This is a genomic window from Microbacterium sp. NPDC055442 (assembly GCF_053644215.1).
Genome location: NZ_JBSHLF010000001.1, coordinates 725622 through 746735 on the forward strand (window position 1 = coordinate 725622; position 21114 = coordinate 746735).

The 21114-nt window shown below is 68.4% G+C and carries 22 protein-coding genes and 2 tRNA genes; 10 read left to right on the forward strand and 14 right to left on the reverse strand.

Translation table 11 applies throughout. The features are described from left to right. The first annotated feature begins 9 nt into the window (after positions 1-9). From ACWIBS_RS03560 to ACWIBS_RS03575, 4 genes are all read left to right on the forward strand, one after another. Positions 10-795, forward strand: a complete 786-nt coding sequence (locus ACWIBS_RS03560) for an acetoin reductase (protein WP_376125116.1) — start codon at positions 10-12, stop codon at positions 793-795. A gap of 597 nt (positions 796-1392) precedes the next feature. After that, positions 1393-1725: a hypothetical protein gene (locus ACWIBS_RS03565; RefSeq protein ID WP_140403531.1), complete on the forward strand. Its 333-nt coding sequence runs from the start codon at positions 1393-1395 to the stop codon at positions 1723-1725. A 42-nt stretch (positions 1726-1767) separates the two neighbouring features. Further along, positions 1768-2247, forward strand: coding sequence for a cupin domain-containing protein (locus tag ACWIBS_RS03570; RefSeq protein WP_079113303.1), 480 nt, complete (start codon positions 1768-1770; stop codon positions 2245-2247). A gap of 403 nt (positions 2248-2650) precedes the next feature. Then, positions 2651-3853: an IS30 family transposase gene (locus ACWIBS_RS03575; protein WP_454136459.1), complete on the forward strand. Its 1203-nt coding sequence runs from the start codon at positions 2651-2653 to the stop codon at positions 3851-3853. Positions 3854-3978: 125 nt separating this feature from the next. Here the strand turns inward: ACWIBS_RS03575 and ACWIBS_RS03580 are convergent, their stop codons facing one another. Further along, on the reverse strand, positions 3979-4455 hold the full coding sequence (locus ACWIBS_RS03580) for an AAA family ATPase (RefSeq protein ID WP_376125112.1): 477 nt from the start codon (positions 4453-4455) through the stop codon (positions 3979-3981). Positions 4456-5157: 702 nt separating this feature from the next. On the opposite strand from ACWIBS_RS03580, the gene ACWIBS_RS03585 reads away from it, so the two are divergent. Together ACWIBS_RS03585 and ACWIBS_RS03590 are read left to right on the forward strand one after the other, a co-directional pair. Then, positions 5158-6108 carry a zeta toxin family protein gene (locus tag ACWIBS_RS03585; RefSeq protein WP_376125110.1) on the forward strand — a complete coding sequence of 317 codons (951 nt, stop codon included), beginning with the start codon at positions 5158-5160 and terminating at the stop codon, positions 6106-6108. Further along, positions 6105-6713 carry a recombinase family protein gene (locus ACWIBS_RS03590; protein WP_376125106.1) on the forward strand — a complete coding sequence of 203 codons (609 nt, stop codon included), beginning with the start codon at positions 6105-6107 and terminating at the stop codon, positions 6711-6713. Before ACWIBS_RS03585 ends, ACWIBS_RS03590 begins: the two co-directional genes overlap by 4 nt. A 40-nt stretch (positions 6714-6753) precedes the next feature. On the opposite strand, the gene ACWIBS_RS03595 is transcribed toward ACWIBS_RS03590, so the two are convergent. From ACWIBS_RS03595 to ACWIBS_RS03610, 4 genes are read right to left on the reverse strand one after another with little or no spacing between them, the layout of a single operon-like run. Continuing rightward, a complete protein-coding gene (locus ACWIBS_RS03595) occupies positions 6754-8058 on the reverse strand; it encodes a hypothetical protein (protein WP_376125103.1) in 1305 nt (434 codons plus the stop codon). Between the two features lie 20 nt (positions 8059-8078). Continuing rightward, positions 8079-8333, reverse strand: a complete 255-nt coding sequence (locus tag ACWIBS_RS03600; RefSeq protein WP_376125100.1) for a hypothetical protein — start codon at positions 8331-8333, stop codon at positions 8079-8081. Continuing rightward, a complete protein-coding gene (locus ACWIBS_RS03605) occupies positions 8330-8695 on the reverse strand; it encodes a glutaredoxin family protein (protein ID WP_376125097.1) in 366 nt (121 codons plus the stop codon). The genes ACWIBS_RS03600 and ACWIBS_RS03605 overlap by 4 nt, the downstream gene beginning before the upstream one ends. Beyond that, the gene (locus ACWIBS_RS03610) at positions 8692-8937 is read right to left on the reverse strand and encodes a helix-turn-helix transcriptional regulator (RefSeq protein ID WP_376125094.1); all 246 of its coding nucleotides are present in this window, start codon (positions 8935-8937) and stop codon (positions 8692-8694) included. The genes ACWIBS_RS03605 and ACWIBS_RS03610 overlap by 4 nt, the downstream gene beginning before the upstream one ends. A gap of 148 nt (positions 8938-9085) precedes the next feature. On the opposite strand from ACWIBS_RS03610, the gene ACWIBS_RS03615 reads away from it, so the two are divergent. Both ACWIBS_RS03615 and ACWIBS_RS03620 read left to right on the forward strand, forming a co-directional pair. Beyond that, positions 9086-9652, forward strand: a complete 567-nt coding sequence (locus tag ACWIBS_RS03615; protein ID WP_454136463.1) for a hypothetical protein — start codon at positions 9086-9088, stop codon at positions 9650-9652. Then, positions 9645-10805, forward strand: coding sequence for a site-specific integrase (locus ACWIBS_RS03620; protein WP_376125089.1), 1161 nt, complete (start codon positions 9645-9647; stop codon positions 10803-10805). Before ACWIBS_RS03615 ends, ACWIBS_RS03620 begins: the two co-directional genes overlap by 8 nt. Before the next feature lie 103 nt (positions 10806-10908). On the opposite strand, the gene ACWIBS_RS03625 is transcribed toward ACWIBS_RS03620, so the two are convergent. The 5 genes from ACWIBS_RS03625 to ACWIBS_RS03645 form a co-directional block, all read right to left on the reverse strand. Then, positions 10909-11361 carry a hypothetical protein gene (locus ACWIBS_RS03625; RefSeq protein WP_376125087.1) on the reverse strand — a complete coding sequence of 151 codons (453 nt, stop codon included), beginning with the start codon at positions 11359-11361 and terminating at the stop codon, positions 10909-10911. 377 nt (positions 11362-11738) lie between these two features. Then, positions 11739-11812: transfer RNA gene (locus ACWIBS_RS03630), tRNA-Met, on the reverse strand. A gap of 29 nt (positions 11813-11841) precedes the next feature. Further along, a tRNA-Thr gene (locus ACWIBS_RS03635) sits at positions 11842-11913 on the reverse strand. Positions 11914-11977: 64 nt separating this feature from the next. After that, a complete protein-coding gene (locus ACWIBS_RS03640; RefSeq protein WP_376125084.1) occupies positions 11978-13111 on the reverse strand; it encodes a M23 family metallopeptidase in 1134 nt (377 codons plus the stop codon). 279 nt (positions 13112-13390) lie between these two features. Continuing rightward, entirely contained in the window at positions 13391-14188 is a 798-nt protein-coding gene (locus ACWIBS_RS03645; protein WP_376125083.1) for an inositol monophosphatase family protein, read from the reverse strand. 43 nt (positions 14189-14231) lie between these two features. On the opposite strand from ACWIBS_RS03645, the gene ACWIBS_RS03650 reads away from it, so the two are divergent. Then, on the forward strand, positions 14232-15836 hold the full coding sequence (locus ACWIBS_RS03650; protein ID WP_376125080.1) for a phytoene desaturase family protein: 1605 nt from the start codon (positions 14232-14234) through the stop codon (positions 15834-15836). An 18-nt stretch (positions 15837-15854) separates the two neighbouring features. Here ACWIBS_RS03650 and ACWIBS_RS03655 read toward each other — a convergent pair whose 3' ends face one another. Then, on the reverse strand, positions 15855-16829 hold the full coding sequence (locus tag ACWIBS_RS03655; protein ID WP_376125077.1) for a hypothetical protein: 975 nt from the start codon (positions 16827-16829) through the stop codon (positions 15855-15857). Between the two features lie 119 nt (positions 16830-16948). On the opposite strand from ACWIBS_RS03655, the gene ACWIBS_RS03660 reads away from it, so the two are divergent. After that, the gene (locus ACWIBS_RS03660; protein ID WP_376125074.1) at positions 16949-17458 is read left to right on the forward strand and encodes an S-ribosylhomocysteine lyase; all 510 of its coding nucleotides are present in this window, start codon (positions 16949-16951) and stop codon (positions 17456-17458) included. A gap of 129 nt (positions 17459-17587) precedes the next feature. On the opposite strand, the gene ACWIBS_RS03665 is transcribed toward ACWIBS_RS03660, so the two are convergent. Genes ACWIBS_RS03665 through ACWIBS_RS03675 form a run of 3 tightly spaced genes read right to left on the reverse strand, consistent with a single transcriptional unit; the run spans position 17588 to position 21080 of the window. Beyond that, positions 17588-18724, reverse strand: coding sequence for an ArgE/DapE family deacylase (locus ACWIBS_RS03665; RefSeq protein WP_376125072.1), 1137 nt, complete (start codon positions 18722-18724; stop codon positions 17588-17590). Next, the gene (locus ACWIBS_RS03670; protein WP_376125070.1) at positions 18721-19809 is read right to left on the reverse strand and encodes a pyridoxal-phosphate dependent enzyme; all 1089 of its coding nucleotides are present in this window, start codon (positions 19807-19809) and stop codon (positions 18721-18723) included. The genes ACWIBS_RS03665 and ACWIBS_RS03670 overlap by 4 nt, the downstream gene beginning before the upstream one ends. Next, complete coding sequence (locus ACWIBS_RS03675) at positions 19806-21080, reverse strand: M20 family metallo-hydrolase (RefSeq protein ID WP_376125067.1); 1275 nt, start codon at positions 21078-21080, stop codon at positions 19806-19808. The genes ACWIBS_RS03670 and ACWIBS_RS03675 overlap by 4 nt, the downstream gene beginning before the upstream one ends. Between the last annotated feature and the right edge of the window lie 34 nt (positions 21081-21114).

The window sequence follows — 21114 nt, forward strand, 5'->3', positions numbered from 1 at the left end:
AGTACGAGAATGGCTATTCAGGGCAAGGTTGCACTGGTCACCGGAGCCGGGCAGGGGATCGGGCGCGGCATCGCGCTTCGTCTCGCCGCCGACGGTTTTGACATCGCCGTCGCGGACATCGAGCCGCAGCGCGAGAAGGGTGATTCGGTCGTCGCCGAGATCGAGCAGCTGGGCCGAAAAGCGGTCTTCGTCGCTGCGGACGTGTCGAAGCGCGACCAGGTCGTTGCCGCTGTCGACGCAGCCGCCGAACAGCTCGGCGGGTTCGATGTGATCGTCAACAACGCCGGCATCGCCCAGATCAAGCCCGTACTCGAGATCACCGCCGAAGAGCTCGATCAGATCTTCCGGATCAACGTCGACAGCGTGGTCTGGGGCATCCAGGCGGCCGCAGCGAAGTTCGAACAGCTCGGTCACGGTGGAAAGATCATCTCCGCGGCATCCATCGCGTCGATCCAGGGGTTCCCCATCCTCAGCGCGTATTCGGCCTCGAAGTTCGCCGTTCGCGGCTTCACCCAGGCGGCCGCGCAGGAGCTCGCTCCGAAGGGCATCACGGTGAACGCTTACGCGCCCGGCATCGTCGGCACCGGCATGTGGGAACTCATCGACGCCGAGCTCAGCAAGATCAACGGCAAGCCACTCGGCCAGAACCTCAAGGAGAACGTGGAGGGCATCGCGCTCGGCCGCATCGAGACCCCCGAGGACGTCGCGAAGGTCGTGTCGTTCTTCGCCGGCCCCGACTCGGACTACGTCACCGGCCAGGTGCTTCTCGTCGACGGCGGCATGCTTTACAACTGAGTCATCACTGACCGTCTCACCACCCGCCGCGCGTCGGCGTGTGACCCTCCCGGGCGCCCTCCGGTATCGGCAGCTCAGCCCGCAGACCGAGCAGTCGGAAAGGCCTCGTGAAGATCAGACGAAGTCACGACCGGATCGTACTCACCTGCCCCTCGACGCGACCTGCGTCGGGGGGCTTTTTCGCGCCCACAAATCGGCGCCCAGTGGTGCAGCCACCTCGATACGCCTGTACTGAATTACGTATCGAACGCGTCAGCCGCAACCTCCGCGAGCTCGAGGTCAGGGCGCGCACGCACGTCCGGCGGGTTCTGCCTGCCGGGACGCTCACCGCGCGTCGAGGGCTCCCGGCGAATGTGGTGTTCGCAGCCGCCTTGTCCATGGCGTTCTTCACCGCAGACCTGTTCATTCCGCTCGCCCTTACCAGCGTGCGAGGGATCAGCGCTACACTCGCCGGGATCGTCCTGACCGCAGGCATCATCGGGTGGACCGCCGGCGCCTATGCCCCCGCCCGGCTCCTGAAGTGGGGCATGACCAAGGGGGGGCATCGCGCGCCTCGGAGCGATTCTCGTCATCGCGGGTTTGACGGTGATCGGTGCCGTGATCCTCACCACCGTCCCCGTCCCCGTCGCCGCCGTGGGCTGGATCATCGCCGGGCTCGGCGCCGGTCTCGGTTTCACGATCAACTCCATCGCCGTCCTCGATGATGCCGCTGGCACGGTCGGGCGCGCCTCATCGCAGATGGAGCTCGGCAACCAGGCCGGCATCGCCATCGGCACCGGGCTCGCCGGTGCCCTGGTCGCCACCATGGGCGCCACTGCAGCCGGACTAAGCGGCGTCCTCGTCGTCGCTGGGGCCGGCGTCGTACTCGCTCTCCTCGCCTCCACGAGGTTCGCCGAAACCCACCCACCCTTGACTCCCCCCGAAAGATGATGCTGACTTGGACTCGAAGTCCGAGCACGAAAGGAGAACACAATGACCATCAACGACATCGGGCCCCGCCCGAACGCGTTCGACATCGAAGAGGCCACCCGGCGGAACGAGAACTACCGCAGCGTGGCGTGGACCGGGAAGTATTTGCAGGTCACGCTGATGTCTATCCCGGTCGGGGAGTCCATCGGCCTGGAGGTCCACCAGAACACCGATCAGTTCCTGCGCCTCGATGCCGGACAGGGCAGGGCCGTCATGGGCCCGGCCAAGGACCGGCTCGACTTCGAGCAAAACGTCTCGGATGGGTGGTCTGTCCAGGTCCCCGCCGGCACCTGGCATGACGTGATCAACACTGGCGACGAACCGCTGCGCCTCTACGCGATTTATGCCCCGGTGCACCACGCACCTGGCATCACCCAGGGAACCAGCGACAAGGCAGAACAAGACGAAGCGACCGGTAAGGACGAGCCTCCCGCATGGACCGTCCAGCCCGAGGACAGCGCGCCGGACGAGCACGCCAACTGACGTCTACTTGTGTCACCGCTCCGTAAGGATGTTGCGGACGAGGATCGTCTTGGTCCACCCCGGGCAGCGCGCCCCGCCGCCGCGTGAAGACATCGGCCGGTCTCGACCGGCCGATGTCTTCACGCTCCCGCCCCTCACGCTGGTAGGTCTGACGATCACGGATGTCGAGGACCTCGACTGGGCCTCGTGTCAGAGTGTCGGCAAGGCCGCATGGTTCCTCGGGCAGGCCAACACTGTGCCCTGTCTGCGACACCGTGCGATCATAGAACGCCGCCACAAAGCGTCAAACTCCACACACCTCGTCGTCGACGCCGACCGATCCACCGAAAACGATGGCGGTCTCAACCCACCAACGCACCACGAGGGTAGATGATGCGTTGTCGTGGAGGCTGGGATGAGTGTGGTGACGTCGCTGCCAGCGGCAGTACAGGACGTCGTGTGGCAGGCATGGGGCGAGGGCGAGTCACTGCGGCGGATCGCCGATCGGGCCGGCGTCCCGTCGCATCACGTGCGCCGGTACTTGCTGCGTCATGGTGGGGTGCGACCCGCGTTGCCGAGACGCTCCCCACGGCATCTGAGTCCAGGTGAGCGGGAAGAGATCTCGCGTGGGATCGCTGCTGGTCTTTCTGCCCGGGCGATCGCCGAAGGGTTGGGGCGGTCGGCGTCGACGGTCTCGCGCGAGATCGCCCGCAACGGCGGCCGTGACGCCTACCGTGCGACGGTCGCCGATGAGCGTGCCCGCGTCGAAGCCCGGCGGTCGCGGGTGCCGCGTCTCGCGAGCGACGAGCGGCTACGGGCGGTGGTGCTCTCGCGGCTCGAGCTGGACTGGTCCCCGCAGCAGATCGCGGCGTGGCTGCGCCGCGAACATCCCCACGAGCCGGGCATGTGGGTCTCGCACGAGACGATCTACTGCGCTGTCTATCTGCCGGCATCGCGGAACCTGCCGAAGAGCACGTACCAGCGGCTGCGGTCCGGTCGCACGATGCGCCGGCCCCGGCTCGTGAAGCGATCGCACGGGCGAGGGCATCTGCGCGACATGGTCTCCATCCACCACCGCCCCGCCACCGTGACCGACCGGCTCGAGCCGGGTCATTGGGAAGGTGACCTCGTCATGGGCAAGCGCCCGAGCGCGGTCGCGACCCTCGTCGAGCGCACCACCCGCTACCTGAAGATCGTGCCGCTGCCCGACGGGATCAAGGCCAAGGACGTCAGCATCGCGGTCGCCCGCGCCCTGTTCAACGTCCCACCCGGCATGTGCAAGTCCCTGACCTGGGACCGCGGCCGCGAGATGGCCGACCACGCCTTCCTCAGCGCACTCATCGACGCCCCGGTCTACTTCTGCGACCCCCGCAGCCCGTGGCAGCGCGGCACCAACGAGAACACTAACCGCCTCCTGCGCCAGTACCTCCCGCGGCGCACGAACATGAACGCGACGAGTAACGACGAGCTCGAACGCATCGAGAGGCTCCTCAACGAACGGCCTCGGCAGGTCCTTGAATGGGCGGCGCCGACGGAGAGGTTTCTTGAGACCGCAGCGGCGGCTCGAGAATTGCGCCGGTCGATGAGCAGATCCGACGCAGGCGTGCGAGCTGTAGCTGAGGAATGAAGCCGGGGCAGGCAATGAGAATCGGCGACTGTGATGTGTCTCTGCGAGACCGCCCACCGGGGATACCCCTTCGAGTCAGGAGGGCGACCAGCGTGGGCGTGGCGCCGGTCTGGGCGCAGCCACGATCACATCGGGCTTGTCACGTGGACGATCCTGAGTGGGCCTTCTTCAGGTGTGGGCGTCTCGAACCCGTCGATGTACGCGATCGCTCGCTCGCGCGACACAGCGATGTCGTCCGGGCCGGAGTTCTCGCGCTGGGCCAACCTGTCCAGGAGGATCGACCGCCTGGTGTCCAGGTAGTAGACGACCGGGACGACGCCGAGGGGGGCGCAGAGCCGCCTGAACTCATCGCGCGAGGCACGGGACCAGAACGAGGAGTCCACGACGACGCCCTTCCCCTGCTTCACACAGTCGACGAGCTTGTCCTGGAGCGTTCCGTGGACGACCTGGCGCGCGTCGTCGCCGATCGGGTGGGTCCGGTGCCCGAGGGCCCACGCCTCGCCGTCGAACGAGACCCTGACATAGCCCCGGGCCTCCAGGCCACGCGCGTAGGTCGACTTCCCCGATCCAGCCGGACCGCACATGAGGATGACCTGGTCCACGTAGCCAACCCTATGCGGGCTCAACGCAGGTGAGGGACAAAGGCGGTGACGCCCGGGTAGGAGTCGAGGGCTGCATGACCACCTACGGCCGGCATCACCCGGAAATCCGCTTGACCATACCGCCGTGCCGTAAGCCGATCCCTGAGCGGTCTTGGGTGGGTCATCGGCTCGATAGGCGGCCTGCCACGGCCGGAGCGCGGGAGATGTCAATGTGGAGCACGCGCAGCGAAGCGAGCATGAACGACATTGACATCTCCAAGCGCAGGCTGAGGATGGCCGTCGAGGCGATGGCCTGTCGTGATCGATGCCAACACCGCTAACGATGCGACCATGATCGAGAGGGGCAGGCTCCGGCGACCTGCGGTCGCGCCGCTAGTGCTCTCCAACCACGCGACGGCACGAAAAGCTCCATGATCCTTTTCGAACAGGTGGGTAGACTCGCGTGAGGAAGGGGATCATGGCCCGACAGATTCCAGCCTGGCACGACGGGGATACCGCCGCCTACGAGAGACTCCGCGCACTTTTGAGAACGTTCGCAGCACAACTCTCACAGCCCGCTTCATCAACGATTGCGCCGGACGCTGCCGCAGTCGTCGCTCTACGGCGGGCGGTACTCGCTGTTGATGGGTTCGACCGCGCGGCTGTGGACGAGGTGACCCGATCGCTCGAGTTGCGCCTTGAAGTGGAGAAGGAATCCTCTCCGTGAACGCCGCGGTCGGCTCAAGTAAGGCACTGCGGGACGAGTTCGTTGATCGGGTCGCGCCGCTCCTGTTCGACGGGGTGGAAGAAGCTGAGCGCCCTACTATGACGCTTCTCGTTGATCCCCCCGGCGCCGGTGCAGGGCGTGTGCTGAGCAGGCTCATCAGCGAGCAGCGTGCGGCAGTTGTGAGCGCCGCGGATCTGGCCTCGTTCGATGAATCTGCGAGCGAAGCTTCGGCGGCCGCCTGGTTGCGTATGTGCCTGGCTCATGCGCGAGATCATCACCTGCCGCTGGTCGTGCAGGGTGGGTTCAGCAACCCGCAGGCCGCGTTCGGTACTGCGCAGGGATTCGCGGAGGCGGGCTTCCAGACGCGAGTGGCGACGGTGGTGTCTCCTCGCCCAGTCAGTCTGCTCGCCGTCGCGTCGACCTACCTCTCGGCGGCACGGGTCCGGATGACCGCGCCACTCATCACGGTGGACGACCACGATGCGGGATGGTCGGCCGCCCGGACACTCATTCGGTCACTCGAGCCTGGCGACGTGGACAGTCTCGTCCTCGTCGATGACACCGGAGCGTCCATTTCCGAATCGGACGGTGACGATGGCGTTGACCAGGTGGGTGCGGCGTTTGATCGCGCACGTGCACGAGCCTTGACTGCGTTGGAGGCGACGCACTGGCTGAGCGAGTTGCGGCGTCTGTCCGAGTTCGCGCAGGCGCGGCCGACGTTACCTGCCGAGGGTCTGGAGACGCTGGTGGCTGCGCACCAGATGGCGTTGAGCGAGGTGATCCCACAGCTTCCCGTCCCGGCCGGTTCGCGGGTGTCCGCGGAACTGGAGCGCCGCGTCGCCAGCCGCCTGGTGGCCTTCCGAGGCAGCGTGCCCGTGCCCACTCCCGTGGTGCCCGCCCCGGTGGTCCGGACACCTGTGCCGGAGTCGACGGGGCCGTCACGATGACACGACTCGTCGGGTACACACGCGCTCTACCCGCCACTTCAAGCGTCGAAATAGACGCCGCGGCCTTGCGCAGCCTGGGTGCGGAGGTCGTCTTTACCGACTCCGCGGGTGCGGGAGCGCGCACGTCGGGTCGGTCCGGCTTGAAGGACTGCTTACGATCCCTATTGGCCGGTGATGTATTGATCGTCTCGGAGGCGGCGCGCCTGTCGCCGTCGCTGCCGCATTTCGTCGCCACCATTGCAGACCTGGATGCTCGGGGGGCCGCCGTGCGGAGTGTTGCTGAGCCCGTACTCTCGACCGACGAGAAGCGACCTGCGTCGTCGGCAGAGATGTTCCGCGAGCTGGAGGCGTTGCGGCGTCGGCTTCGTGGGCTCCGCACCCGTGAGGGGATGGAAGCTGCGACCGCGGAGGGACGCAGACTCGGACGGCCGTCCGTGATGACGGATGAGCGAGTCGCGATCGCCCGGGAGCTGCGAGCGCACGGTCGGTCGATGTCGCATGTGGCTCGCGTCCTGGGTGTCAGTAGAGGCGCCGTCGAGCGCGCACTCTCTCCCGCTGACAAACGCACGAACGCTGATCGCGATCGCGCGTCAGTGTCTTCCTAGACCCTCCCCACTCCGCACTCGTTTGGAGGACGCTCCCGCCTCACCTACTGCGCTCGCCAATAGCCCGCGGGGCGGCGGCCGTGGTCGGGAACGGACTTGAGCGGTCAGCCCATGCGCGGGTGACGGGCCCGCCGGGGCGGACGGGGGCGCGTCCTGCGATGATGTGTCGGATTGGAAGGCCGTACTGTTGGTGGCTGCCGCGGCGGAGGAGTTCTGCAAGGTGGGCACGTTCGGCGGGGTTGCCGGCGCCGAGGGTGTGAGCGAGGTGCCAGAGTTCGGTGATGTCGTGCCGGGTAGCGGTGTGCCACCACTCGGCCCGCTGCACGGCGCTCATCGCGTCGACGAGAGCCTGGCGAGCCGCACGTGCGTCTGCCCGGTGATGGCGATGAATGACACCAGCGGCGGCGAGCCGGACACGCCGGGCGGTTTCTGTGGGGATGTCGATCGGGGGGCCTCGGCGTCCGTTTCGGGCGATGGCATCAAGGCGTACCTCTTCGCGGATCTGCGCACCGCGGACCGCCTCGACCTGCGCGATCGCCGCTTGGAGTTCGTCGTCCATGTGGGCGCGAAGCCGGTGGGCGGCGGACATCCGGTGGAATTGCTCGAGAAGCTTGCGCGGAGTGGGCTCATCGGGACGTTCCTTCAGGTTCCGCCATGCACGCCACCGAGTCCCCGCGGCCTGTTCTGGGGACTCGGCGGTCAGCCGTGCCGCGAGGTCGGGGTTGGTGGCGGTGGTGCGGGAGAAGAATTCGTCTGCCGCACGATCGTTGGCGCGCTTGTCGCTGGCGTAGGTGCGTCGCACGTGCCGGGGTGGGAGGCCGAGTGCTTTCAGCCGGCTGCGCAGACGCGCGGCGTTCCGGCTACGCTCGCGCTGGTGTTCGAGGTTGCGCTGGTAGTAGTCGCGGTGCATGTTCGGGTTGGCGGCGAGGCGGCGTGCCGCGGCCCGCCGCTCTCGCTCCCGGAACGCTTCCCCGCCGGCGTCCCGGTACCGCATAGTCGCCTCTCTGCCCTGCAGGGCGACCCGTTCCGGGTGTCGCTGTTTGTACCGGGCCTGGTACTCCCGCACCCGGTCGGGGTGTTCCTCACGGAATCGACGCAGACGCTCCCGTTCGCGATCTCGGTTGTCCTCTCGGTACCGGCGGCCGCGTTCCAGGTCAGCCTGGTGCTTCGCTTCTGCTGCGCGCTTGCGACGCATCCGAGCAGCCTGCTGCGCGTTCAGCTTCTCCCGATTGGCCGCATCCCACCTCCGCCGCTGCTCTTTGTGTGCGACGTTGTACGCGCGTTTCGCGGCCAGAGCACGCTCCCTGGCGTCGGCGTCCTGCGGCGCGCGTTCGTCCGGAGCCACCGTTTCCCCGCTCACCGTTCTCAGCCGGCCGTGTCGAGGATGTAGAGCGCGGCGCAGAAGGGGCGGCGGTGTCCGGTGGGGTCGAGGATCGCCCGCCCGCACAGTTCCCGCAGCCGGGCGAGTTCGGCCGGGTCTTCGCCTGTGAGGCTTTCCAGGCACCAGTCGATCTCGGACGGGAGGTCGAAGTCGGGATCGAATGCCTGCATGTCCGCTTCGTACATCACCATCAACGCCCCCACCCGCGTGAGGACCTGACCTGCTTGTTCTTCCGTCATGACAACGTCCTTCCGCTAAGCGCGTGCGGGATGATGGGTGAGCCCGCCCAGCCGGCGAGAGCATCGATCAGATCGGGGCGGAACCCGCTCCAGTGATGCTGCGGGTGATCCCCGACCACCACGACCGGCGCCTGGAAGTACCCGAGCTCCTCGGTCACGTACTCCCGCAGCGCCGCCGGGGTGGACTCGTCCGAGAGGTCGACGAGGACGAACGGAACATGCCGCTCCGCAAGCCGCCGGCACGTGAACGCGCACTGCCGACACCCGGGACCTGCCGAGTACACCGTCACCACGACCTGTGCCGGCGAACCTGTGTGGGTCTCGTCGACGTGGGGTGGGGCTGCGGTGGGGTGGTTGATCATGGCCGGCGCCGGCCGCGGTCGCTGGTGGAGTGTCGGACGGTGGCCGCGATCCACTCATCGACCTCCTCTCTGCAGTAGAGGACGGTGCGACCGAACTTGTGGAAGTTCGGCCCGCGGCCGTCTTTGCGCCACTGCGAGAGCCTGCCCAGCGTAATCCCGGGAAGAGCCGCGGCGAGCTCGTCCGCGGTCAGCCACTTGGAGTCCAGATCTGCCACGAACTCCACCGAACTGCCAGTACTCATCTCAAACCCCGATCTACGTATCTCAACTGATGATTGACATGAGTGTCTATCTTAACTAGACACTAGTCAAGAGGTTACGTGGAACGGCAACGCGGTAAGACATGATGAGGAGGTGAAGGTCGACGTGAAGACTCTCGACGGGCAACCCATGGCCCAACAGGAAGCGACCGTGGTCGTCGGGGCCGCGTTGCGCATAGCGCCAGGATTCGTCGCCACCACCCTGGATGACCCCGGCGGCATCGAAACCACCATCGAAGCGGTCTACTCCCGCACCCAGGGCCGGTACATCATCCGCGCCGTCATCACCCGCGCGGTAGACCCCGAACGCGAGCTCACCCCCGGGAACCTCCGGCAGCTCGTCGTGCAGCAGATCCTGCAAGCCGCGACTCCGCGCTGCATCGCTCTCACCCTCGACGATCTCGGGGACCCGGCAGCACGATGGCTGACCCTTGCGGATCTCACCCGCACGGAGGGGAAGATCATCCCGGCCTGGATGGCCACCGAAGTCACCCGACGCGGGTGGAGCGAAGAACGCCTCCTCGTCGTGCAACTCCTCTACGGCGCCGCAGCCCTCTCCGGCCAACCGCCCCTGCAGCTCATGACGATCGAGCTCGGCATCCCCCACCGCACCGCCGGCGACTGGGTCAAACGCACCCGCGACAAGGGATACCTCGAAGGACTCACGTACTTCACCGGCCGACAGGCGGATGGGTAGCGTCAACAGCTACTCATCTGCGAGCGGCAAGCGCTACCGTGTCCGGTACCGCACTCCCGAGGGCAAGCAGACCGACAAGCGCGGCTTCGCCACCAAACGCGAAGCCGTCGAGTTCCTCGCATCCGTCGAGACGCGCAAGAGCACCGGCGACTACATCGCGAACCGTGACTCACGCATCCTCGTCCGCGACTGGTCCGAGGTCTGGCTGGACTCCCTCATCAATCTGAAACCCACCACGAAATCGGGATACCAGTACTCGTTGAGCAAGCACATCCTGCCACGCTGGGGCGACAGTCAGATCGGCGACATCTCCCACGCGGATATCCAACGCTGGGTCGGAGAACTCACCCGGACACTCGCCCCCTCCTCCGTGCGGCAGGTCTACCAGGTCCTGCGGAGCATGTTGCGCTTCGCGGTCCGCGACCGGCGCATCGTCCGCAACCCCGCCGACGACGTCAACCTCCCCCGCATCAAGAAGACCCAACGCGGATACCTCAGCCACCAGCAAGTGCACCAGCTCGCCGCCGAAGCCGGCCCCTGGGGCGACCTGCTCATCGTGCTCTCCTACACAGGCCTCCGCTGGGGCGAACTTGCCGGCCTCCGCGTACGGAACCTTGACCTCGCCCATCGGCGGATCACCGTCGTCGAAAGCGTCAGCGAAGTGGGCGGCACCCTCGTCTGGGGCAGCCCAAAGAACGATCAGCCCCGCGTCGTGAAGTATCCGAAGTTTCTCTCCGCGTCGCTCGCGACCCGCGCCGCCGGCAAACAACCCGACCAGCTCGTCTTCACGTCATGGCTGGGAGCGCCACTGCGGAACAACAACTTCCGACGACGCGTGTTCAACCCCGCCCTCGCGCGCACCATCGAAGCGGATCCCACGTTCCCGGTCGTCACCCCTCACGACCTGCGCCACACCGCCGCGAGCCTGTCCGTCTCCGCAGGCGCGAACGTCAAAGCCATCCAACGGATGCTGGGACATGCCTCCGCAGCAATGACCCTCGACGTGTACGCCGATCTCTTCGACGACGACCTCGACACCGTCTCAGACGCCCTCGAGATCGCAGCGGAACGGCATTTCCGCGACGCTCGATGGATTCACCCAGCGACTCCCCGAACCGGGCCGACCACGGACCCGTACGGCCCCGGGATCTAGCTGTCCGTAGACCTGCACGTAGCTCGACACCTCCACGGGCGGAGCGATGGATACATTACAGTAGGCGACCGCCATCGTGTTTCAGTGTGGTGCGGGGCCAGTGTTATCCCATTTCGATTGAGATGTATTTTCCAGTTTCGCCTTCAGGCACTGTGTAGATCCCGCGGAACGCGTTACCCACATCGAGTGAATAGAACCCTCTACCGGCCGGGATGTTGCCAATCTCGAACTTGAATGCGCAGCCACTGCGGTAGCCGCCTCCTATGGTGCTGTACCCGTCGACCAATTCACTGACCGCAACTATGTTTCCTTCAGCATCCAGAACGCTGATCTGGGTTCCACCGGAGAAATCTGAGAACCCTTTATCAGCGACACAAACGCTCGGAGCTTGGTTAGGCCCCCCGCCGGGGACAAGGATCACTCCTCGGAGGAAGAGCGTCTCTTCAGTCGGAGGTTCGGAGAGTAGAGGCTCGCTCCCCGCGGACGTTTCCGCCTGCGAGCACCCAGTGAGCATCAAGACGACCGCGAAGAACAGCGCTCCCCCGTACCGCATCATGGTCGAGATCCTAGCGGGCCGCACTGTCGCCTGGCCATGTAAACCAAGGTTGCTGAGCCGCACCTCGAGGGACGAGGGATCGCCGCGTCCGCGAGCACCCAGGGGCGCCGAGAGCCGTCCACTCCGACGGTCCCGGCCGCGCGTCGGAGTCTCCCTGGTTCGAGCGCCTCAGCCAGTACAACGCCAGCGTGCAGCGACTCCGATTTTCCAGCGTTGGCATCCGCTCCGAGACCCCACGAAACGACGTGAACGAACCTCCGTTTGCCCACATCGCCGTGGGCAAATGTGGGCAAATTATGGGCAAATCGCGAAAATCGGACGGGAAATCGCTCCGCTCAGATGCAGAAAAACCCCGGTTGATCCGGGGTTTTGATCTGTAGCGGGAGCGGGGTTCGAACCCGCGACCTCACGATTATGAGTCGTGCGCTCTCACCAACTGAGCTACCCCGCCGCGAAGCATCCGAAAGCATGGATGCTACGAGCCCCGAGTCAGGATTGAACTGACGACCCCTTCCTTACCATGGAAGTGCTCTGCCACTGAGCTATCGGGGCGTGCCACCCGTCGCCGGGCAACTAGACGAGAATACCAGAGCCGCGGCATCCGTCTGAATCCAGATCAGCCTCCCGCGTGCTCACGCAGCCAGGGCAGCGGATCGATGTGCGTCGTGCCGTTGAGCAGCAGCTCGAAGTGCAAGTGCGCGCCGAAGGAGCGGCCGGTGTTGCCGGTGCGCCCGATCACCGTTCCGACCTCGATCTTCTGGCCGGGAACCACCTGGATCGAGTCGAGGATCATGTGGGCGTAGTGGCTCGAGATCATCTGACCGTCGATCTCGTGGTCGATGATGACGTGCACACCATAGGCGCCGCCGTTGTTCGTCGCGACGCGCACCGTGCCGTCGGTGATCGCCTGGATCGGCGCACCGGCACCGGGGGTGAAGTCCACACCCTGGTGCATCCTGCCCGAACGCATTCCGTAGCCGTAGCTGATCGGCACACCGACGGCGAAGGGCCACTGGATGGCGGCGTTGGCGTCGTTGACGAAGAAGTCCGAGATGTTGGTGATGCCCGACTGGTAAGCGAGCTCGGCCATCGTGATCGTCGAGTAGCTCTCATCGCGCGTCACATCGGCGTTCTGCACGCTCGACGGGGCGACATAGGCCTGGATCTCGCTGATGGTCTCGTCCTCAGCGGGTTCGACCGGAGCCCGCACCGACATGGCGGCGGCGCTGCTGCCACCCGCCGCGATGACGGCCTCGGCGGGTGTCGTGAGGCCGACCGTGAGCAGTCCGACCACGCCCATGACGCCGAACGAGAACGAGGTGGCGGCGACCCGCGAGAAGGCGGCGCGGCCACGACGGGCGCCGCGGGGCGCGACGTGCGCGGCGACGGGCTCCGCTTCGGTGTCAGCAGGCTCCGGGGCAGACATCACCGGGGTCTCGTCCGTGAACGAGAAGAGCCGGGCTGCGGCTTCGAACTCGTCGACGGATTCGGATCGCACGGGCTCGTCGACGACGGGCTCTTCGACGGGCTCGGCTTCGTCCACGATGGGCGGTTCGATGAGCTCGAAGACTTCGGGCGCGACAGCGGTGCGAGCCGCACGCAGCGCGCGGCGGGAGCGGGCGGCGGGCTGGTCGACGGCGACGACGTCGCCTGAAAGCACCGGCGCGGGAACGATGTCGGTTCCGGCGGTCGCGGCATCCGTCGTCACGGTCGCCGCACCCCAGACCAGCGCGGTCCGCGCGGCTGCCACGGATCGTCGCTGCGCTTCGTCACGGTCGTCTGTCGTCGGCTTCGTCGACGATTCGGGCATCGACGGGGAGCGGTTCGACCGGCGCGTGGGCACAGGCGGAGCCAGGGGCGTGTCGGGCTGCAAGAGGGTCGGGGGCTTTCAGATCGTGTCGCCTCGGGGGAAAGGCGGCGGAACGGGCTTCATGCACCCCCACACGCGAACGCGCGAAGGTAACGATCGGGTAAACACTACCCCGGGGTGCCTGGGAATGCCATGAACGGGATGCCGGGTGTCGAGCGATCACCCACGGGCGCGCTCGAGGAGCGGTTCGAACAGCGCGGGTCCAGCGGCGACGAACAGGTGCCGACCGAACGGGTCGACGTCGTCGTAGCCGCCGACGAGTCCGCCCGCCTCGCGCACGAGCAGCGCGCCCGCGGCGTGGTCCCACGGCGACAGACCCCGCTCGAAATAGCCGTCGTAGCGGCCCGCCGCGACGTAGGCGAAGTCGAGCGCCGCGGCACCCGCACGGCGCAGATCGCGTGCGATCGGCATGACGCGCTCGACGCGCGCGAGGTCTCCGACGTGCGTCTCGGCGTTGTATCCGAAGCCGGTCGCGAGCAGGGCGCCCGCCGTCGGCGGCTCGCTGACCACAGCGAGCCGGAGCCCGTCGAGCCAGGCCCCCTCACCGCGCGCGGCTCGGAAGAGCTCGTGACTGGGCGGGTTGTAGACGACGCCGGCGAGGGCGTCCCATGTGGCGGGGTCGGGCTCACCCGCGACAGCGGCGATGCTGACGGCGTAGGTGGGCACGCCGTACGCGTAGTTGACCGTGCCGTCGATCGGGTCGACGATCCACGTGACTCCCGAAGTCCCGGCTTCGACGCCGGATTCCTCCCCGAGGAAGCCGTCATCGGGACGGGCCTCCGAGAGGCGGCGGCGGATGAGCGCTTCGACCTCGTGGTCGGCGTGGGTGACGATGTCGGCGAGCGCCGACTTCGTCGCGGCGATCGCGACGCCCTCCGCTCGGCGCAGTCGAGCGAGCTCCCCCGCTTCCTGCGCGATCGCGACGGCGAGGTCCTGGAGTTCGATGACCGAGGGCATCCCTCCACGGTACCCGGCGCGGACGGGCCGATAGCGTGGAGGGATGGCCGATGCAGTCCACTCCTCCACCCACGACGTCGTGATCGTCGGCGGAGGCCACAACGCCCTCGTCGCCGCCGCCTACCTCGGGAAGGCGGGTCGCAGCGTCGTCGTGCTCGAACGCCTCGACGGTGTCGGCGGCGCTGCCGTCTCGGAGCGTCCATGGGAGGGCGTCGACGCGCGCCTGTCCCGCTACTCGTACCTCGTGAGCCTGCTGCCGCCCCGCATCATCGACGACCTCGGCCTCTCGATCGAACTGCGCCGACGTCGCTATTCGTCGTACACGCCCGTGCCCGACGACCCCGCGCGCGGCATCCTGATCGACAACGCCGACGTCGGCGCGACCGTGGCATCCTTCCTGCGCGCCACCGGCGACGCCGTCGAAGCCGAGCGCTACGGCTCGCTGACGAACCGCATCGGGCCGGTCGCCCGGCGTTTGTTCCCGACGGTGTTGAAGCCCCTGGCCCGTCGCGCCGACACGCGACGGCTGGTCGGCGACGACGACCTGTGGGCGGCGCTCGTCGACACGCCGCTCGGCACGCTGCTGCGGGACTCGCTCGAGACCGACCTCGTGCGCGGCATCGCCCTCACCGACGGTCTGATCGGCACGTTCGCGAGCGCCGACGACGCGAGCCTGCGTCAGAACCGGTGCTTCCTGTACCACGTGATCGGCGGCGGCACGGGCGATTGGGACGTCCCGGTCGGCGGGATGGGCCGCGTCAGCGCCGAGCTCGAACGCGCCGCGCGCAATGCGGGGGCCGACATCCGCACGAACGCGGAGGTCGTCTCGGTGTCGCCCGACGGCGTGGTCGAGGTCGACGTGCGCGGATCCCGCCAGACGCTGCGCGGCCGTCTCGTGCTGAGCGGCGTCGGACCCGCCGTCCTCGAGGGCCTGCTCGACGCGAGCGGCGTCGACCGGTTCCTCCCCGTCTCACGGGAGCAGCCCGAGGGCGCCCAGATCAAGGTCAACATGCTGCTGCGTCGCCTGCCGCGGCTGCGCGATGAGCACGTCTCGACCGAAGCCGCGTTCGCGGGCACCTTCCACATCAACGAGACGATGAGTCAGCTCGACGCCGCGCACACGGCGGCGCTCGGCGGCAGCATCCCCCATCCTCTCCCCGCCGAGATCTACTGCCACTCGCTCACGGATCCGAGCATCCTCGGGCCCGAGCTGCGCGCATCGGGGGCGCACACCCTGACGCTGTTCGGCTTGCAGGTGCCGCACCGCATCATCGAGGGCGGCGATCGCGACACGGCGCGCGCCGAGCTTCTCGACGCCGCGACGCGCTCGCTGGACTCCGTGCTGGCGGAGCCGATCTCCGACCTCGTCTACGAGGCGCCCGACGGCACGCCGTGCGTCGAGGCGAAGACCACGACAGATCTCGAGGACGCTCTCGGCATGACGGGCGGGGACATCTTCCACGGTTCGCTGTCCTGGCCCTGGGCGGCCGACGACGAGCCCCTCGACACGCCCGCGCAGCGCTGGGGCGTCGCGACGCCTCACCCCGCCGTGCTGCTGTGCGGATCGGGTGCGCGACGCGGCGGCGCCGTGAGCGGCATCGCGGGCCACAACGCCGCGATGGCAGCCCTGGAGCTGCTCGCGCGCTGAGGACGGATGCCGCCGGCCTCAGCCGCGCGGAGGCAGCGGCGGGGGCGGCGGGAAGCCCTCGTAGCCGGGGGGCGGGGTCTGCGGAGCGTGCGGGGCCACCGGCTCGGGCGCCGGCGCGGGGTGACCCACGATCTGCGCGCCGGGCGAGGGATAGCCCGAGTAGTAGGCGCCCCAGTCGGGCTGGCCGTCGGGCATGACCGGCAGCGGCGTGACACCGTCGACGAAGGTCGGCCAGGGCAACTGCTGCGGGTGCTGCTGCTCGACGGGCGCGGGCGCGGGCGCGAGCACGGGCGCGGGCACGGCCGGCGGGACCTGCTGCGCGTGGTGGGCGGGAGCGCTGTAGCCGTCGTACGCGGGCGCCTTCTTGGGCGCGAAGAGCACGTTGACCAGCGGCACGAGGGCCGTGCCGACGGCCGCGAGGATCGCGACCGCCACGATGACGCGCCAGTACAGGTCGGTGAACGTCACGTACTCCCACAGCACGAGCGGCACGGACAGCAGCGCCGCGAGTCCGACGACGAGCGAGATCGTGACGACCGTGACGACCTGCGTGAAGCCGGTCACGAAGCGCCGCGATGCCTTCATATAGAGGCGGATGTGCAGCAGCGCGAGTTGCACGATGAGCACGATGACGAGGAACTGCACGAACCGGCTGATCCCCGAGTACTCGTAGCGTTCGGGCATCCAGACCATGACCGCGCCCACCAGGAGCAGCGCGACCCAGCCGATCATGCTCGACAGGGCGAACCACGCGGGGCGCCGCTCCGCCAGGTGGGCGTCGAGGATCGCGACGCCGGCGAAGGCGACGAGCAACAGGATCGTGAGGAAGGCGCGCCCCACGATGCCGTTCTGCTCGCCGAGGAAGATCCATACGACGCACACGATCGCGGCGGCGATGAGCGCACCGATGGCGACCCAGATCGCGGCGCGGAGAAGCGATGAAGCGGAACCGGAGCGCGTCGGCTCCTCGGTCGGATATCCGGGCACGGTCATCGTCGCTCCTGTCTTCTCGTCGGGCGGACCCGCCCCCATCCTGGCACGCGGCGCCCTTGACCGCCGTGGGGACTTTCGCCCACACCGCCTCTCGAGCCACCGGGATCGGAGAGGATCTGATGGGATGGACCGAGCGCATCCGCAAGGAGGACCTGATGGCCGAGATCGAGAGCTTCACCCTGGACCACACCGCCGTGAAGGCGCCGTACGTGCGGCGGATCGGTGTCGAGCACGGCCCGTCGGGCGGGACGATCACGAATTTCGACGTGCGGTTCGTGCAGCCCAATGCCGGCGAGATCCCGACCGCCGGCATCCATACTCTCGAGCACATGCTCGCGGGGCTGCTGCGCGACCGCATCGACGGCGTCATCGACATCTCGCCGTTCGGGTGCCGCACGGGCTTCCACTTGCTGATGTGGGGCGAGCCGCCCGTCGCCGACGTCGTCGGCGCCCTGACCGAAGCGCTGCGCTTCATCGCCGACGAGGCCGTCGAGGCCGACGTGCCGGCCGTCTCGGCGATCGAATGCGGCAACTACCGCGACCACTCGCTGCACTCCGCGCGCGAGTGGGCGAAGGTCGTCCTCGACGACGGCATCAGTCTCGACGCGTTCGAGCGCGTGGGCGTCTGACCCCCGCACCTGCTCGCACCCGTCCATCCCCTGTCGACTTGCGCCTTGTGCGCGCGACACGCCGACAGCGCGATGCACAAGGCGCAAGTCGACAGGAGAAGAGGGCGCGGGGAAGGGGGCCGCGTGACCTCAGCCGACGATCGCGCGGATCCCGAGCTCGAGCGTGCGGACCACGGTGTCCAGCGATGAGATCGTGACCCATTCGGTCGCCGCGTGCGCGCCGCCGCCGTCGACCCCGAACAGCACGGTGTCGATCCCCGCCTCGCTCAGCAGCGCGCAATCGGTCCAGAAGGGCTCACCCCGGGTGCGGGGCGGCATCCCGGTCACCTCCGCGAACGATGCGGCGAGCGCCGCGGCGATCTGCGACCCCTCGTCCGCTGCGAACGGCGGACGATCCCCCGTGATCGCGAGGTCGTAGGAGAAGTCGGCATCGGCACTCGCGATCCGGTCGAGGATGCCGCGCAGCTCGTCCTCCACGAACGCGACGTCCTCGCCCGGCACCGTGCGGCGCTCGAGGACGATCCGGCAGCGATCCGGGTACGACGATGCCTCCGTGCCGCCCTCGATCGTCGACGCGTGCACGCTTCCGGTCGCGAGCAGCGGATGCCGCACCCCCGCCGCGAGCCGCGCACCGAGTTCGTCCAGCTCGACGAGGAAGCGCCCCGCCTTCGCGATCGCGTCGATTCCGAGGTCCGGGCGGGACCCGTGCGCCGCGCGGCCGTGGACCGTCACCTCGGCCCACACGAATCCCCGGTGCGCGATGACGAGGTCGAGCCCACTGGGCTCGACGACGACGGCCGTGTCGGTCACGACGTGGCGCAGCACGTCCTCCGTGCCGGCGCTGGCCCATTCCTCGTCGGCGACGAGTGCAACGACGATGTCGCCCGCGTGGGGCTCCGCGGCGACCGTCGCGGCAGCCACCATGATCGCGGCGACGCCGGATTTCATGTCGTACGAACCGCGACCGAACAGGCTCCCGTCGCGCACGACGGGACGCAGCCCCTCACCGTCGTAGCTGCTGAGGGCGACCGTGTCGATGTGCCCGTTGAGCATGATGCTGCGCCCGCCGCCCGATCCGGGTGAGACGGCGAGGACCGAGGTGCGCCCCGGCGCACGCTCGACGAGCCGGCAGGTGAACCCGCGGGCGTCGAGCCACGCGTGGGCGAACGCGGCGATCTCGGCCTCGCCCGCTCCCCCGGCCACGAGCTCGGGATTGACCGAGTCGATCGCGATGAGCTCCTTCAGGAGATCGACGACATCGCTCACGACAGGTCCGTCGGGAGCGGGTTGGCGGCGCGGCTCTCGGTGCTGAGCAGCAGCACGGTCGCCTCGGGGGCGAGCGGTGCGACCTCGGCGAGAGAGCGGATGCCGGCGAGCGTCGCCGCCCCGCAGGGTCCGGCATCGACGCCGAGGGCTTCGAGATCGTGCACGGCGCGTGCGGTCGCGGCATCCGTCACCGTCACCGCCGCATCGATGCCGCGGTGCAGTGTGGGCCAGCCGCCGGCGGTGGGAGTGCCGCAGTTGAGGCCCGCCATGATGGTCGACGACGCCTCGACCGTGACGGGCCTGCCCGCGCGCAGCGACTCCCGCAGCGTCGGCGCCGCCGTGGGCTCGACGCTGAGCACGGTGGGCGCCGTGCCGCCCGAGCGATAGTGCCGCACGACGGCTTCGGCGAGCGAGCCGACGCCGACCGGCACGACGACGACCTCCGCGCGTGCACCGACTTCGGACAGCTGCTGATCGGCCTCCACGACGAGCGTCGTGTAGCCCTCGACGATCCACTGCGGGATGCGCTCGTAACCCTCCCAGGACGTGTCCTGGATGAGCACGTCGGCATCGCCCGCGGATTCCGCGGCTTCGGCGACGACGTCGTCGTACGGCGCATCCACCTCGATGCGGTTCGCCCCTTCGGATTCGATCCCGGCCTTCGCTTCGGGCGTGATGTCGGCCGGCGTATAGATACGGGCGGGGATGCCGAGCAGCCGCGCCATGTGGGCGACGGCACGGCCGTGGTTGCCGTCGGTCGCCGCGACGAGCCGGACGGGCCCCGTGGTCCGCAGCCGTTCCCGAAGCTCATCGACCGGGAGGGCCCCGCTGCCCCCGACACGTTCCGTGAGCGCGCGCGACACGGCGTACGACGCCCCCAGGATCTTGAACGCGGGAAGCCTGAGCCGCGAAGCCTCCTCCTTCACGAACACGCGCGCGACGCCGAGCTCACGGGCGATCCCGGGAAGCTCGACGAGCCTCGTCGGGGCGTATCCCGGGAGCGAGGCGTGGAAGCCGAGGGCATCGGGCGAGCGGTCGGTCCGCCAGCGACGGGCGGCAGGGTTCAGGTAGGCGTCGACGCTCATGACGCGAGCCTACGCACCGTGTCGGCGAGCACCGCGATGCCCGCTGCGCAGTCCTCGGGCGTCGAGTACTCGCGCGGATTGTGGCTGATGCCGTCGTACTGGCCGCGCACGAAGACCATCGCGGTCGGGGCGATCACCGCCATCTCCTGCGCGTCGTGTCCGGCGCCGGACATGAGCGGCATCGTGTCGTACCCGAGGTCTGTCGCGACCTGAGCGATCGTCTCCTGGATGCCCGTGTCGAACGGCACGCTCGTCGTCCTCGCCATGCGGGCGGACTCGACGCGCAGGCCGGGCTGCGTGCCGGGAAGCGTCTCGAGGTACGCCGCGAAATCGCGTTCGGCGGCGGCCAGGTGCGCATCGTCCGGATTTCGCAGGTCCACCGTCAGTTCGGCGCGGTCGGGGACGACGCTCGGCAGTCCGGGCGACGTCGAGATGAGCCCGACGGTGCCGCGCAGCCGGCCATAGACGCCCGAGTCCACCATCTCGCGGACCTTCACGACGATCTGGGCCGCGGCAAGTCCGGCGTCGGCGCGCAGCTCGGTCGGCGTCGTGCCGGCGTGCGCGGCGCGGCCGTGCACGGTGATCCGCTGCCACGAGATGGCCTGCACACCGGTCACGACGCCGATCGGGACGCCTTCGCGCAGCAGAACGGGCCCCTGCTCGATGTGGCATTCGACGTAGGCGTGCACAGGCTCGATGCGCACGGAGCGCTGACCGCGGAAGCCGATGCGCGCGAGCTCGTCTCCGAAGCGGAGGCCGCGCGCATCCGTCAGCGCGTACGCGTCCTCCAGCCGGATGCGGCCCGCCGCGACGGCGGACCCCAGCATGTCGGTGCCGAACCGCACACCTTCCTCCTCGGTCCATGCGGCGACGACGATGGGGCGGCGCGTGCGGATCGCCTGCTCATCGAGAGCGCGCACCGTCTCGAGCGCGCCCAGCACGCCGAGGCATCCGTCGAAGGCGCCCGCCGTTCCGACGCTGTCGATGTGAGATCCGGCGATGACCGGCGCGAGGCCGGGCTCGGTCCCCTCTCGACGACCGAAGATGTTGCCCATCTCGTCGATCGTGACGTCGAGACCGGCCTCCCGCATCCATTCCACGAGAAGGCGCCGACCGGCGGCATCCTCGTCGGTGAGCGACTGTCGGTCGACACCGACGAGTCCTGTCGCGTCGTCCTGATAGGCGCCGATGCGCGCGAGCTCCATGAGGCGGTCCCACAGGTGCTGTCCATCGATCGCGACAGAAGCGGGGGCGTGAGTCGTGTCGGTCATGTGCGTCTCCCGGGTCGGTGGATGCCAGCATCCC

Excerpts from the sequence above, each read along its gene's own strand:
- ACWIBS_RS03570 (WP_079113303.1), top strand. The coding sequence starts at position 1,768 with ATGACCATCAACGACATCGGGCCCCGCCCGAACGCGTTCGACATCGAA.
- ACWIBS_RS03625 (WP_376125087.1), bottom strand. The coding sequence starts at position 11,361 with ATGATGCGGTACGGGGGAGCGCTGTTCTTCGCGGTCGTCTTGATGCTC.
- ACWIBS_RS03660 (WP_376125074.1), top strand. The coding sequence starts at position 16,949 with ATGGGATGGACCGAGCGCATCCGCAAGGAGGACCTGATGGCCGAGATC.
- ACWIBS_RS03610 (WP_376125094.1), bottom strand. The coding sequence starts at position 8,937 with ATGAGTACTGGCAGTTCGGTGGAGTTCGTGGCAGATCTGGACTCCAAG.
- ACWIBS_RS03600 (WP_376125100.1), bottom strand. The coding sequence starts at position 8,333 with ATGACGGAAGAACAAGCAGGTCAGGTCCTCACGCGGGTGGGGGCGTTG.
- ACWIBS_RS03590 (WP_376125106.1), top strand. The coding sequence starts at position 6,105 with ATGACACGACTCGTCGGGTACACACGCGCTCTACCCGCCACTTCAAGC.
- ACWIBS_RS03655 (WP_376125077.1), bottom strand. The coding sequence starts at position 16,829 with ATGACCGTGCCCGGATATCCGACCGAGGAGCCGACGCGCTCCGGTTCC.
- ACWIBS_RS03560 (WP_376125116.1), top strand. The coding sequence starts at position 10 with ATGGCTATTCAGGGCAAGGTTGCACTGGTCACCGGAGCCGGGCAGGGG.
- ACWIBS_RS03615 (WP_454136463.1), top strand. The coding sequence starts at position 9,086 with ATGGCCCAACAGGAAGCGACCGTGGTCGTCGGGGCCGCGTTGCGCATA.
- ACWIBS_RS03605 (WP_376125097.1), bottom strand. The coding sequence starts at position 8,695 with ATGATCAACCACCCCACCGCAGCCCCACCCCACGTCGACGAGACCCAC.
- ACWIBS_RS03620 (WP_376125089.1), top strand. The coding sequence starts at position 9,645 with ATGGGTAGCGTCAACAGCTACTCATCTGCGAGCGGCAAGCGCTACCGT.
- ACWIBS_RS03675 (WP_376125067.1), bottom strand. The coding sequence starts at position 21,080 with ATGACCGACACGACTCACGCCCCCGCTTCTGTCGCGATCGATGGACAG.
- ACWIBS_RS03650 (WP_376125080.1), top strand. The coding sequence starts at position 14,232 with ATGGCCGATGCAGTCCACTCCTCCACCCACGACGTCGTGATCGTCGGC.
- ACWIBS_RS03670 (WP_376125070.1), bottom strand. The coding sequence starts at position 19,809 with ATGAGCGTCGACGCCTACCTGAACCCTGCCGCCCGTCGCTGGCGGACC.
- ACWIBS_RS03645 (WP_376125083.1), bottom strand. The coding sequence starts at position 14,188 with ATGCCCTCGGTCATCGAACTCCAGGACCTCGCCGTCGCGATCGCGCAG.